This window comes from Streptomyces sp. NPDC004111 (genome assembly GCF_042874215.1).
In the GTDB taxonomy this organism is placed as follows: domain Bacteria; phylum Actinomycetota; class Actinomycetes; order Streptomycetales; family Streptomycetaceae; genus Streptomyces.
Window position 1 is genome coordinate 569,748 of the sequence record NZ_JBIAMU010000002.1, and the last position, 12,456, is coordinate 582,203.

Genomic DNA, 12,456 nt, shown 5'->3' on the forward strand with positions numbered 1-12,456 from the left:
GGATTATGAGAAGCAACCCGCGCAACCGCAAGGGGTGCGCACCTGCTGTCATGCGCTGCGCAGCAGCCCGGTGTAGAGGTTCCAGAAGCGCTCGGCGTCCACGTCGAGGACGATCCGGGCCTTGCGGGTGCCCTTGGGGTTGTTCGGCGCGTCGAACTCGTCGAGCTTGTAGCCGAGCGAACGCCCGTAGTCCGCGCCGAAGTCGGCGTCCACATCCACGTACCGCGTCTCGGTTCGCCGGGCGACGGCCGGGTCGAGGAAGACGGCGGCGGTGATCGCGTCCCACAGGAGGTGGGTGGCCTTCGGGTTCTTCGCGAACTCGGGGCCCTGGAGGTCCTTGAAGATCTTCTTGATCGGGGTCTGCGGCCCGGCGACGATCCTGTCGTACTGCTTCTTTCCGTAGACCACGTGCTGGGCGGCGTCGTCCGGCACGATCGTCTGCTTGCGGAAGGGGGTGCGCAGGGCGATCCGGGCCGACTCCGGGTCGAACCACCAGTTGAACTCGGCGGCCGGGGTGATGTTTCCCGGCTTGTCGAAGGCGCCGCCCATGTAGATCACTTCCTTGATCAGCGGCACGATCTCGGGGTGGGTGCGCACGGCGAGGGCGAGGTTGGTGGCGGGTCCGTCGGCGAACACGGTGACCTGGTGCGGGTAGCGCTTGATCTGCTGGACGAGGAAGTCGGCCGCCGCCGTGTCCTTCTTCGGCCCGGTCCTCGGGTAGCCGCCGTACGGGGGCCTGGCCAGCTTGTCGTACGCGGGCGGGCGCACCGAGTCGAAGGCACCGGCCCACGGCGCCTTCCCGTACAGGGCGTTCTCGGCGGCCAGCCGCTCCTGGCGGCCGGGCATCAGCGGCTCGCACGCGCCCGCGACGACCGGGACGTCGGTGCGGCCGATCAGTTCCAGCTGGCGCAGGGCGTACGCAGTGCCCTCCTCGACCCAGGTGTTGCCGGTGACCACGGTGACGCCGAGGAGGTCCACGTCGCGCGCCTTGGCGAGCATGAACATGGTGACGGCGTCGTCGTTCAGCTCGCCCATGTCGGCGTCGAGGACGACCTTGCGGCCGGTGCCGCCGCCCTGCGGGGCGGCGGGTGCGGCGGGCGCCTGTGCGGCGGCCGGCCCCGAGCGGGCGGGCACGGCGGCGGGCGCGGAGGCCGCGACCGAGGGGAGCAGCAGGGCGGCGGCGAGCAACGGTCCGAGTGTTCTCTTGCGCACGGAGTCCTCCGGGACAGGGACGGTCGGGAAGCGGACCGCGCGATTATGGGAAGCAATCCGGTCAACGGCAAGGCACGCACCGTGACCGCCGATCACCCGCTCCCTTCCCGCGCAAGGGGTCCAAAGGACCTTCGCCTCGGGACCTTGGTCCCGACCCGCTGCGGCACTTGTCACAAAGACGTTTCCTCGTTTGCCGCAACCAGGACCTACCGGATTACCTCCTTAGGAGAGGACAGACAGGGACAGGTGCCGCACGGCGGCGCCGCGCATCGCCACGGAGGTTTTCCAGTTGACCCGTACACGCCGCCCGCACACCCGGCTCCGTTCCGCCGCGCTCACCGGCACCGCGGTGCTGGCGGCAGCAGCCCTGACCGCGTGCAGCGGCGGTTCGCAGGCGGACTCCGGTTCCTCGGACGCCAAGGGTTCCGAGCAGACCAAGGTCTCGGTGAGCGCCACCGGGCAGCAGGCCAAGGCGGGTGAGCCGGTCAAGGTCACCCTGACCGAGGGCAAGAAGCTGGACAGCGTCACGGTCACGGACACCAAGGGCGGCGTCCTGGCGGGCGAGATCTCGGCCGACGGCAAGTCCTGGACCTCCACCCGCACCACCTCCCCCGGGACCAGCTACACGGTCGAGGCGAAGGCCGCGGACGCCACCGCCGCGAAGTCGGGGTTCACGACCGCGGCGGCGGACAAGGTCAACAAGCTGACCATGGCGCCCGGCAAGGGCACCACGATCGGTATCGCCCACCCGCTGTCGATCGTCTTCGACAACCCGGTGAAGAACCGTGCCGCGGTGGAGAAGCAGCTCAAGGTGACCACCTCGAACAACACCGAGGGTTCCTGGGGCTGGATGATGGACTACTCCGGCAAGGACCGGGTGGACTGGCGCCCCAAGGAGTACTGGAAGCCCGGCACCAAGGTGACCCTCCAGGCCGGTCTGAGCGGGGTCGACTCCGGCAAGGGCGGCGGCTGGTTCGTGCGCGACTACCGGACCGACTTCACCATCGGGAAGAACCAGGTCGTCAAGGTCGACCTCGACAACCACCGCCTCAAGCTGCTCCGCGACGGCGAGCAGATCAAGGACGTGCCGATGTCGGCCGGCACCCCCGGCGGCAAGAAGGCCTCGTGGCGCGGCAAGACGGTCCTGATGTCGAAGGAGGGCACCATCAACATGCGCTCCGAGACCGTGGGCCTCGGTGACGCCTACGACAAGATGGTCGACTACTCGATGCGGATGACCTGGTCGGGCATGTACGCGCACGCCGCCCCGTGGAACGCGGGCTACTTCGGCAACGCCAACAAGAGCTCCGGCTGCGTGGGCATGAGCGACGCCGACGCCAAGTGGGTCTACGACCAGGTCCAGGTCGGCGACCCCTTCGAGGTCACCGGCGACGACGCCAAGGGCACCCAGGCCCTGAACAACGGCTACGGCAACTGGAACGTCTCCTGGGCCGACTGGCAGGCCAAGAGCGCCCTGTAGGCACTCCCCCGGCGGCGAGGGCGGCAGCGCTCCGCCGAAACCGCCGAAGGCCGGTCCCCCGCGCGGGGGACCGGCCTTCGGCACATCTGCCCGCCCGTCCACGACGTGGGCCCGCTCTGCATCGAGCACAACCCGTCCGGCGCGCAGCTGACCTTCTCGTCCTCCGCGGCCGACCAGAGTTGCCTGTCGGTACCGCTGCGGGACAAGTGATCCCCGGCTGCCGCCGGATGGGTCCGTGCTCTCTTCTGTTGAGCTACCGCCTGTTCGGCAGCAGCGTCCCCGCCTCGGCCGGACCGATGTCCACGGCCTCCGTCTTGGGATTGCGCCGCTGGCGCCTGGCCACCCAGTTGGCGAACCAGGAGAGCAGCATGCACATCCCGATGTAGATCGGCGAGATCACCAGCACTACGGGGATGAAGGGCAAATCGTAGTCGAGATTGGACGCGATGAGCTTTCCTGCATGGAGAAACTCCTCATAGGTGATCAGATATCCGAGGGAGGTGTCCTTCAGCGCGACCACCAGCTGGCTGATGATGGTCGGCAGCATCGCCCGGACCGCCTGCGGCACCAGTACGTGCGTCATGACCTGCGTCTTGCGCATGCCGAGCGCGTACGCGGCCTCCCGCTGGCCGCGGTCCACGGAGTTCACTCCGGTGCGGAAGACCTCCGCGAGCACCGAGCCGTTGTAGAGCGTCAGTCCGGCCACCAGCGCGGGCAGCGGCTGGACCTTCAGCGCCACGAAGATGAAGAAGATCATCACCAGTACGGGCATGGCGCGGAAGAACTCCACGCACAGTGCCGACACCCAGCGCAGCGGGCGGTGCTCGGACAGGCGGCCCACCGCCAGGAGCGCGCCGAGCGCGAGGGAGAGCACCGCCGCGTACGCGAACGCCTTGAGGGTGTTGGCAAGTCCGCGCAGCAGGAGTTCCTGGATGCCCTTGTACTCGAAGGGGGTCCATTTGGCCGCCGTGAACTGGTCGGTGTGGAACAGGAGGTACACGATCCAGCCGACCAGCCCGAGCAGCAGGACCGTGGAGACGATCCCGTACATCAGGTGGCGCTGCTGGGTCTTGGGGCCCGGGATGTCGTAGAGGGCGGTGGACTCGGTGGACAGGGCGCGGCTCATCGGGCGACTCCCCAGCGCTTCTCCAGCGCGTGGAAGAGCGCGCTGATGGTGAGGGTGATGATCAGGTAGCCGAGCGCGATCCAGACGAAGGACCAGATGACGCTGTAGCCCAGCTCGTTGAGGGTCTTGTAGGTGCCGAGGAGTTCGGTCACCGAGAAGGCGCCGGCGATGGCGGAGTTCTTGGCGAGTGCGATCAGGGTGGAGCCGACCGGCGGGATCACGGAGCGGAACGCCTGCGGCAGCACGACCGTGGACAGGGTCTGTCCGAAGGTCATGCCGAGGCTGCGGGCCGCCTCGCCCTGTCCCAGCGGCACGGTGTTGATGCCCGAGCGCAGCGCCTCGCAGATGAACGCGGAGGTGTAGCAGCCGAGCGCGAGCACCGCGAAGACCTGGAAGGGCAGCACCAGTCCGAAGCGCGGCAGCCCGAGCAGCACCGCGAAGAACAGCAGGGTGAGCGGGGTGTTGCGCAGCACCGTCACCCAGGCCGTGCCGAGCGCCCGGAAGGAGCCGACCGGCGAGACCCGGCAGGAGGCCATCACGAAGCCGAGGACGAGGGCCAGCAGGGAGGCGTAGACGGTCAGTTCGACCGTGCCGAGGAATCCCTTGCCGTACAGGGAGAAGTTTTCGGTGAGTACGTTCATGCGGGTGCGGCCTCCCTCAGCTCGCCGGGTAGCGGTCGATGGGCGGCGCGGGTGTGGCCTTGCGGCCGGAGAGCCCGAGCGTGACGTCGTACGCCTTCTGCCAGTCGCCGTTCTTCTCGCGGGCGGCGAGCGCGTCGTCGACGGCGAACCGCAGCGCGTTGTCGCCGCGCGGGACGCCGATGCCGTACGGCTCCTTGGAGAAGGGGGTGCCGACGACCTTCATCTCGTCGGGGACCTTGGCGGCGTACCCCATGAGGATGGTGTCGTCGGTGGTGACGGCGTCGACCTGGTAGGTGAGCAGGTTGTCGACGCAGACCGAGTAGGTGTCGTACGCGACGAGGTCGGCCCGCGGGTAGTCCTCGGCCATGCGCTGGTACGGGGTGGAACCGGCGGCCGAGCAGACGCGCTTGCCGTCCAGGTCCTTGGGCCCGTCGATGTCCTTCTCGTCGCTGCGGACGAGGAGGGACTGGCCGGCCATGTAGTACGGGCCGCCGAAGCCGACGAGCTTCTTGCGCTTGTCGTTGATGGTGTAGGTGCCGACGTAGTAGTCGATCTGGCCGTTCTGCAGGGCGGTCTCGCGGTTCGCGGAGGCGATCGTGCGGAACTGGACGGAGGCCGGGTCGAAGCCGAGCGAGGCGGAGATCATCTTGGCGATCTCGATGTCGAAGCCGGAGTAGCGGCCGGTCGCCGGGTCCTTCTCGCCCATGTAGGGCTGGTCCTCCTTGGCGCCGACGACCAGCCGGCCGCGCTGCTTGGCCCGCTGCCAGGTGGCCGAGCCGGGCAGCGAGAAGCCGGCCCTCACCTCGTAGCGCGGGAGCTGGTCGGGGCTGGGGCCCTTGACCGGCGGGCTGCCCTCCTTGCCGCAGGCGACGGCGAGCAGGGTCAGGACGGCAGCGGCCAGCAGCTTGCGCGCCCGGGGCGCGCGGCGGCGGACGGCCGGGGTGCGGGGCTCCTGGGCGCGGGGCCCGCGGGGGTTTCGGAGGTACGACATGTCTCTCCCCCGCTCAGTGCTTGAGGATCTTGGAGAGGAAGTCCTTGGCGCGGTCGCTCTCCGGGTTGGTGAAGAAGTCCTCCGGGGTGCGGTCCTCGACGATGCGGCCGTCCGCCATGAACACCACGCGGTTGGCGGCGGACCTGGCGAAGCCCATCTCGTGGGTGACCACGACCATGGTCATGCCGTCGGCGGCGAGCTGCTGCATGACCTCCAGCACCTCGTTGATCATCTCCGGGTCGAGTGCCGAGGTCGGCTCGTCGAACAGGAGTGCCTTGGGGTCCATGGCCAGTGCGCGGGCGATGGCCACGCGCTGCTGCTGTCCGCCGGACATCTGGGCGGGGAACTTGTCGGCGTGCGCCGCGAGCCCGACGCGCTCCAGGAGTTCCCGGGAGCGCTTGTCGGCCTCCTCCTTCTTCCGGCCGCGGACCTTGGTCTGCGCGAGCGAGACGTTCGCCAGGACGCTCTTGTGCGCGAAGAGGTTGAAGGACTGGAACACCATCCCGACCTCGGCGCGCAGCTTGGCCAGCGCCTTGCCCTCCTCGGGGAGGGGTCTGCCGTCGATGCGGATGGTGCCCGACTCGATCGTCTCCAGTCGGTTCATCGTCCGGCAGAGCGTTGACTTGCCCGAGCCGGACGGGCCGATGACCACCACCACCTCCCCACGGCCGACGGTGAGGTCGATGTCCTGGAGGACGTGCAACTTCCCGTAGTACTTGTTGACGCCCACCAGCTCGATCAACGGATCGACGGCCATACGCTGCCCTACCCACTCTCAGCTGTGTCGAGGTCAGCGCAAACTATCCATCCCGGAAAGGGACTTCACGCCCGACACGCACAAAAGTGGTAAGCCAGTAATTAGCCGTATTTACGCGGTTGACGCACCGCGTTGACGCACCCGGCGCGGATCTGCACGGATCCCCGCGGGGGCCGGGGGGGCTAGATCTCGGACGCCTCCGCGTACACCTGGCACAGTTCGGGGGCTCCGCTCGCCGCCCAGTCGAGGCCCGCGCCGACCACGTCGATGTCGCGGCCGGAGGCCAGCATCACGACCGGGGTGCCGCTGGGCCACAGGTGCCAGTACGCGCCGGGCACGGTCCGCACGATGACGGTGCCGAGGTAGAGCCCGGCGTCGTTGCCCAGCCAGGGCATCTCCTCCGGGTCGTCGCGCCAGCGCGGCGGGAGCTGGTCGAGGGCCGCCAGCGAGGCCGGGGTGTCGTCCAGCCGGAGCCCCTGCTGGGCGGCTCGGACACGCAGCAGTTCGCACTCGGAGAGCAGCTCGGCGATGCCTTCCTGCTCGGCGTCGTCGGACGTGTACACCGCCGTACCCCGAGCCGTGCTGTGGCGCTTGCGCCAGGTGTCCAAGAAATTCATACCGTTCAGGTTCGCACCCACATGGCCGTGCACACCACAGGCGCGCGGGTGTTGACGACCCCTCAGGACCCCGCCGCAGGGCCCCGAGGGGCGCCCGTGACGTCAGAGGTCGAGGTCGACCACCACCGGGGCGTGGTCGGACGCGCCCTTGCCCTTGCGCTCCTCGCGGTCGACGTAGGAGTCGGCGACGGCCTCGGTGAACGGCTTGTTGCCGTAGACGAGGTCGATGCGCATCCCCTTGTTCTTGGGGAACCCCAGCTCCCGGTAGTCCCAGAAGGTGAACGGGTGGTCGTATTTGAGGGCGCGCGGGAACACGTCGCTCAGGCCCTCGTCGCGCAGGGCCGCGAGGGCGGCGCGCTCGGCGGGCGTGACGTGGGTGGCGCCCTCGAAGAGCGCCGGGTCCCAGACGTCCGCGTCGGTCGGGGCGACGTTGAAATCACCCAGAACGGCGAACGGCCGTGACCCCGCCGCGTCCTCGGCGACGGCGGCCCTGAGCGCCTCGAACCAGGCCAGCTTGTAGGTGTAGTGGTCGTGGTCGACCTCGCGCCCGTTGGGCACGTACACCGACCAGAGCCGGACCGGGCCGCAGGTCGCGGAGACGGCGCGCGGCTCCTGCACCCCGCCGTACTCCGGGCCGCCGGGCAGCCCGACGACGACGTCCTCCAGGCCGGCCCGGGAGACCAGTGCCACGCCGTTCCACCGGCCGTCGGCGTTGACCGCGGATTCGTAGCCGAGCTCGCGCAGGGCGTCGGCGGGGAACTGTTCGGCCGTCGACTTGGTCTCCTGGATGCACAGCACGTCCGTGCCGGTGCTCTCCAGCCAGGCCAGCAGCCGTGGCAGACGGGCGGTGATCGAGTTGACGTTCCAGGTGGCGATGCGCATGTGCGTAAACCTACTCGTCGGGTCCGACAGTCGGGGTGCTCGTGGGTGTCCGCGCAGGTCAGAGCCGCGCCCGGTCGCCCGGGGCGAGGTGCCGGTGGGCGGTGCCGCCGAGGTTGCCGATGTGCTGGCCGTACAGCGGCAGGGCGAGGTCGGTGAGGAGGGCGTCGTGGATGTCGTACGCGTGCGCGGGCTTGACCTCGCGGACGTAGTCGATCACCTCGGAGACCTTGTTCCAGGGGGCCATCACCGGTACGAGGAGGGTCTCCACCGGGTGGTCGGGGACGGTGAGCGCGTCCCCGGGGTGGAAGACGCTGCCGTCGACGAGGAAGCCGACGTTGGTGACCCTCGGCAGGTCCGGGTGGATGACGGCGTGCAGTTCGCCGTGCACCTGGAGGTCGAACCCGGCGGCGCTGAAGGTGTCGCCGTGGCCGACGGTGTGGACGCGGCCGGGGAACGCGGCGGAGATCTTCTCCGCGACGCTGCGCAGCGTCCAGATCTCGGCCGCCGGGTTGGCCTCCAGGGCGGCGCGCAGGTGCGGCTCGCTGAAGTGGTCGGCGTGCTCGTGCGTCACCAGGATCGCCTCGGCGCCGACGGCCGCGTCGGCCTCGCTGAAGGCGCCCGGGTCCAGGACGAGCGTGCGCCCGTCCTTCTCCAGGCGGACGCAGGCGTGGGACTTCTTGGTCAGCGCGATACCGCTCGCGCCTTCGCTGGTGTGGTCGTGGCTGCTCATGTCTTCCATCCTGCTACGGCTGGGGGGTGGTCTCCTGCCGGATGACCTCGGCGGCCGTCTCGAAGGCGGCGTGGGCGGCGGGAATGCCGCAGTAGACGGCCGTCTGGAGCAGGATCTCGCGGATCTCGGCCGGGGTGAGGCCGTTGCGCAGGGCGGCGCGCAGGTGGGTGGCGAGGGAGTCCCGGTGCCCCTGGGCGACCAGGGCGGTGAGGGCCACCACGCTGCGGGTGCGCCGGTCGAGGCCGTCGCGGGTCCAGATCTCGCCCCAGGCGTAGCGGGTGAGGAGCTCCTGGAAGTCCCCGGTCAGCTCGTCCGCACCGGCCAGCGCCTGGTCCACGTACCCCTCGCCGAGCACTTCGCGGCGGACCTTGAGCCCGGCGTCGTACGGGTCGGGGCGGCCGGCCGGGAGCTGCTCGGGGGCGGCCTCCGGCGGCGGCGCGACCGCCACCGGAGCCACTGCTTCCGGGGCGGGTGCGGCGGCCTGGAGCGGCGGGACGGGGGCCAGCAGGGTGGTGCTGGTGTCCTGCCAGGCGGAGGTGAAGTGGCGCACCAGGAGGTCGGTGACGGCGGCGGGCTGCTCGACGGGGGCCAGGTGGGAGGCGCCGGGGACCAGCGCGAGGCGGGCGTCGGGGATGCCCGCGACCAGGGTGCGGGCCTCGGCGGGCCCGGTGACCTGGTCCTCGGCGCCGACCACGACGAGGGTCTCGGCGGCGATCCTGCCCAGCTCGGGCCGTACGTCGAAGGCGGCCAGCGCCTCGCAGGCGGCGATGTAGCAGCCCGGGTCGGTGGTGCGGACCATCTGGACGGCCCACTCGACGATGGCGGGCTGCGCGGCGGCGAAGCCCTGGGTGAACCAGCGGCCGGGCGCGGCGGCGGCCATCGGCTCCGTACCGTTGGTCCGTACGATCACCCCGCGCTGGCGGAACTCGTCGGCGGTGCCGAACCGGGGCGAGGACGCGACCAGCGCCAGGGCGGCCACCCGGTGCGGGTGGCGCAGCGCGAGCTCGGTGCCTATCGCGCCGCCGATGGAGCAGCCGGCGTACCCGAAGCGCTGGATCCCCAGCTCGTCGAGGACCGCGAGCAGCCGCCCGGTCAGCTCCCCGACCGACGAGGCGGGCTCGGCGGGCGCGCCGCCGTGTCCGGGCAGGTCGAAACGGAACACCCGCCAGGTCCGGGACAGCTCGGGCACCTGGCGGTCCCACATGTGCCAGGTGGTCCCGAGGGAGGGGCCCAGGATCAGCACCGGGGCGTCGTCCGGACCGTCGAAGCGGTACTGCAGGGTCTCTTTCGTCGTCTCACTCACCCGCTCACGCTCCCACATCGAACGAATTCCCAGGGACCGGGGTGGTCAGCCTCCCTCGGCCCGTCTCAGGATTCCGCTGTGCGACCCGTCACCGGCGACCGGATCTGCCGCCGCGTGCATGTCTCGCTCACCCCACCGGGGTATTCGAGGGAGCCCAGGGCCCGGGCAGGGCACGCCACGCGTGCCCTGCCCGGGCCTCCTCTGGCGGCAGCCCGTCCCTGGCCGTCTCAGCAAATGTTCCAGACATGCCACACCGGGGCCCAGGAGCCGTGGGTGTCCCAGCTCGGCGCCCCTCCGGCTGAACTCAAGAACTCCTTCTTCTTGTTGTAGAACCACGTGGGCGTGCCCTTGGTCTGGTTGTTGTACCAGGAGCCTCCCTTGCCCATGCCATCGGGGATCTCCTGCATGTAGCAGTCCTTGTACCTGAAGCCCAGCTCCTTGAAGTTGGCCTTCTTGTAGCCGCAGAAGTATCCCTTCGGGCAGTCCTTGGGAGCGGCGACCATGGCGGTCGACGCAGACTTCACCGTGGCCGTTGCAGCTTGTGGGCCGTCCTGCGTGGCGCTGGCGGCACCTGTGGACAATGCCACGGCGGCCATCGCCCCGGCTGCCAGTAACGTCTTCGCACGCGAGATGCGCGAGAGGTGCATGAGTAGTACCTGCTTTCGCGGCGTGGTACGTCCCGCACTCTGCGGGACGCCAGCGACAGTAGGACGACTGGCCCCCACTGCGCGTCCCGCAGTGGGTTGAGGCGACAGGTAAACCCACGAAGGTGCAGGGGTAAACCAACGCAGGACCAGGTAGACCGTTGCAGTACGCACCACAACGGTACGGACGGGCTCCGGGCAAGATGGACTGGCTCACCTCCGAAGCCATCAATTCATCTCAGCGCACGGTCTGTTGTTCCACGGAACCCGCTGCCAACCTATTCCTTGTCCGTTCGTCTGCTTCAGTGGAGGTGTTCATGGCACCGGCGCAGAACAATGACCAGCGGTTGCTCGACCGTATTCTCGACGACCAGCACAACAAGCTCGCACCCGAGAAGGCCAGGGACGACTTCTTCACGTTCTTCGCAGCGGACAAGTGCCTGCAGGACTTGGACCTCGACAACGACGAGATCGCAGACGGTGTCGTGGACGGAGCCCACGACTGCGGTATCGACGGAATCTGGACCTTCGTCGACGAGCGCTACATCACGGCCGATGCCCACCAGTACCTTCCCTCCCGCGCCAAGAAGATCGAGCTGGTCATCCTTCAAGCCAAGAACACCTCGGGATACCAGGAAACCGTGATCGAGAAGCTCCACTTCCATCTCCCCGCACTTCTCGACATGGGACGGGACGAGGAGGAACTGATCGACCACACCAACGCCAAACTGCTGGACCGGACCCGCCGATTCCTGCATGTACTGGAAGAACTGGCATCTTCCTTCCCACAGGTACGCATCAAAGTCATCTACGCCAGCAAGGCGGCGGAGACCCCACATCCGAACGTCAAGTCCAAGGGCGACCGGCTCCGCAGGGAACTGGCCAAAATCACCTCGGACACCACGGCCGACATCGAATACCTCAATGCCGCGGATCTGCGCGAGCGCACCGCACGCGGCGCGAAAGTCGTTGCCCAACTCGTCTTCACCGAAACACCCATGAGCACCTCGCTCGGCGAAGGCTACGTGTGTCTGGCACGCCTTGACGAGTACTACCGGTTCATCATCTCCGACAATGAAGCCCTGCGCCTCGAACTGTTCGAGTCCAATGTGCGCGACTATGCCGGATCCACCGCGGTGAACAACGCCATTGGTGAAACCCTCCGGTCAGGTACGGGCGAGGACTTCTGGTGGTTCAACAACGGCGTGACCGTCGTCGCGGACGCTGCCCAGATCGCAGGCAAGAGGATCGTCGTCAAGGAACCCCAGATCGTCAACGGGCTGCAGACCAGCCACGAGATCTACAGCTATGTCCAGCGCGGCGGCCGACACCGCGACCGCTCCCTTCTGGTGAAGATCGTCGTGGCACCCGAGTCGGGAACCGCCCGTGACCGCATCATCCGCGCCACCAACAGCCAGACCCAACTACCGGCCGGTGCCCTGCGCGCCACCGAATCCATCCAGAAGGACATCGAGGAAAGCCTTAACCAGACCGGGACCTACTACTACGAGCGTCGTGCCAGCTACTACCGCAATCTGGGTTTTCCTCTCGACCGTGTCGTGAGCATGGCCCGTCTGGCCAGGGAGTTCACGGCATTCGTGCTGCGCGAGCCCCATGTCGCGCTCCGGCACTCCGACGCCCTGCTGCTGGATGACATGCACTACATGCGGATCTTCTCCGCCCGGCACGACCTAGACGTCTACCGGCTCTGCCTCGACGTCCACGCCCTGATACGCACCTTCCTCGTCCAGTACGCCGAAGACCGTCCGCTGCTGGGAGAGACCCTGGAGAACTGGCTCTACCCCATGGCTTCCATGTCCGCCTACTCCCTGACCCGGATGCGCCAGCCATCACCTCGCGATCTGCTCCACATCGACCTGAACCACCTCGACGACGCGCTGATGTCCCGCATGGCAGGCACGCTGGAACACACTTTCAAGGCCTCGTTGCGTCAGAACAAGGCGGGAGGTGTGGACCGCATCGCACGCACAACCGACTTCACCACCAAGCTGCGCCAGGCCGTTATCACTCAGAGCCGCTACCGCATCGACGGGTGATGCGTTCCCGTGATGC

Annotated in this window: 12 protein-coding genes; 2 read left to right on the plus strand and 10 right to left on the minus strand. The window is 68.6% G+C overall.

Annotated elements, in window-relative coordinates:
• Nucleotides 1–48 precede the first annotated feature (48 nt).
• A complete protein-coding gene (locus ACFYVL_RS06930) occupies nt 49–1,212 on the minus strand; it encodes a nucleoside hydrolase (RefSeq protein WP_389241758.1) in 1,164 nt (387 codons plus the stop codon).
• Nucleotides 1,213–1,501: 289 nt separating this feature from the next.
• On the opposite strand from ACFYVL_RS06930, the gene ACFYVL_RS06935 reads away from it, so the two are divergent.
• A complete protein-coding gene (locus ACFYVL_RS06935) occupies nt 1,502–2,692 on the plus strand; it encodes an Ig-like domain-containing protein (RefSeq protein WP_389241759.1) in 1,191 nt (396 codons plus the stop codon).
• 253 nt (nt 2,693–2,945) lie between these two features.
• Here the strand turns inward: ACFYVL_RS06935 and ACFYVL_RS06940 are convergent, their stop codons facing one another.
• From ACFYVL_RS06940 to ACFYVL_RS06980, 9 genes are all read right to left on the minus strand, one after another.
• A complete protein-coding gene (locus ACFYVL_RS06940) occupies nt 2,946–3,818 on the minus strand; it encodes an amino acid ABC transporter permease (protein WP_389241760.1) in 873 nt (290 codons plus the stop codon).
• Complete coding sequence (locus ACFYVL_RS06945; RefSeq protein ID WP_389241761.1) at nt 3,815–4,459, minus strand: amino acid ABC transporter permease; 645 nt, start codon at nt 4,457–4,459, stop codon at nt 3,815–3,817. The genes ACFYVL_RS06940 and ACFYVL_RS06945 overlap by 4 nt, the downstream gene beginning before the upstream one ends.
• Before the next feature lie 16 nt (nt 4,460–4,475).
• Nucleotides 4,476–5,450: a glutamate ABC transporter substrate-binding protein gene (locus tag ACFYVL_RS06950; protein ID WP_389241762.1), complete on the minus strand. Its 975-nt coding sequence runs from the start codon at nt 5,448–5,450 to the stop codon at nt 4,476–4,478.
• Nucleotides 5,451–5,463: 13 nt separating this feature from the next.
• Nucleotides 5,464–6,207 carry an amino acid ABC transporter ATP-binding protein gene (locus ACFYVL_RS06955; RefSeq protein WP_389241763.1) on the minus strand — a complete coding sequence of 248 codons (744 nt, stop codon included), beginning with the start codon at nt 6,205–6,207 and terminating at the stop codon, nt 5,464–5,466.
• Between the two features lie 182 nt (nt 6,208–6,389).
• Nucleotides 6,390–6,824, minus strand: a complete 435-nt coding sequence (locus ACFYVL_RS06960; RefSeq protein WP_389241764.1) for a DUF6278 family protein — start codon at nt 6,822–6,824, stop codon at nt 6,390–6,392.
• Nucleotides 6,825–6,926: 102 nt separating this feature from the next.
• Nucleotides 6,927–7,706: an exodeoxyribonuclease III gene (locus tag ACFYVL_RS06965; RefSeq protein ID WP_389241765.1), complete on the minus strand. Its 780-nt coding sequence runs from the start codon at nt 7,704–7,706 to the stop codon at nt 6,927–6,929.
• 58 nt (nt 7,707–7,764) lie between these two features.
• A complete protein-coding gene (locus ACFYVL_RS06970) occupies nt 7,765–8,397 on the minus strand; it encodes an MBL fold metallo-hydrolase (RefSeq protein ID WP_389241818.1) in 633 nt (210 codons plus the stop codon).
• Nucleotides 8,398–8,449: 52 nt separating this feature from the next.
• Nucleotides 8,450–9,739, minus strand: coding sequence for an alpha/beta fold hydrolase (locus ACFYVL_RS06975; RefSeq protein ID WP_389241766.1), 1,290 nt, complete (start codon nt 9,737–9,739; stop codon nt 8,450–8,452).
• A gap of 227 nt (nt 9,740–9,966) precedes the next feature.
• Nucleotides 9,967–10,263, minus strand: coding sequence for a peptidase inhibitor family I36 protein (locus ACFYVL_RS06980; protein WP_389241767.1), 297 nt, complete (start codon nt 10,261–10,263; stop codon nt 9,967–9,969).
• A gap of 437 nt (nt 10,264–10,700) precedes the next feature.
• On the opposite strand from ACFYVL_RS06980, the gene ACFYVL_RS06985 reads away from it, so the two are divergent.
• Nucleotides 10,701–12,440, plus strand: a complete 1,740-nt coding sequence (locus ACFYVL_RS06985; RefSeq protein WP_389241768.1) for an AIPR family protein — start codon at nt 10,701–10,703, stop codon at nt 12,438–12,440.
• The last annotated feature ends 16 nt before the right edge of the window (nt 12,441–12,456 follow it).

What these genes read in the sequence shown, in the direction of transcription:
- ACFYVL_RS06955 (WP_389241763.1), bottom strand. Translation starts at nt 6,207, where the DNA reads ATGGCCGTCGATCCGTTGATCGAGCTGGTGGGCGTCAACAAGTACTAC.
- ACFYVL_RS06965 (WP_389241765.1), bottom strand. Translation starts at nt 7,706, where the DNA reads ATGCGCATCGCCACCTGGAACGTCAACTCGATCACCGCCCGTCTGCCA.
- ACFYVL_RS06985 (WP_389241768.1), top strand. Translation starts at nt 10,701, where the DNA reads ATGGCACCGGCGCAGAACAATGACCAGCGGTTGCTCGACCGTATTCTC.
- ACFYVL_RS06960 (WP_389241764.1), bottom strand. Translation starts at nt 6,824, where the DNA reads ATGAATTTCTTGGACACCTGGCGCAAGCGCCACAGCACGGCTCGGGGT.
- ACFYVL_RS06950 (WP_389241762.1), bottom strand. Translation starts at nt 5,450, where the DNA reads ATGTCGTACCTCCGAAACCCCCGCGGGCCCCGCGCCCAGGAGCCCCGC.
- ACFYVL_RS06945 (WP_389241761.1), bottom strand. Translation starts at nt 4,459, where the DNA reads ATGAACGTACTCACCGAAAACTTCTCCCTGTACGGCAAGGGATTCCTC.
- ACFYVL_RS06940 (WP_389241760.1), bottom strand. Translation starts at nt 3,818, where the DNA reads ATGAGCCGCGCCCTGTCCACCGAGTCCACCGCCCTCTACGACATCCCG.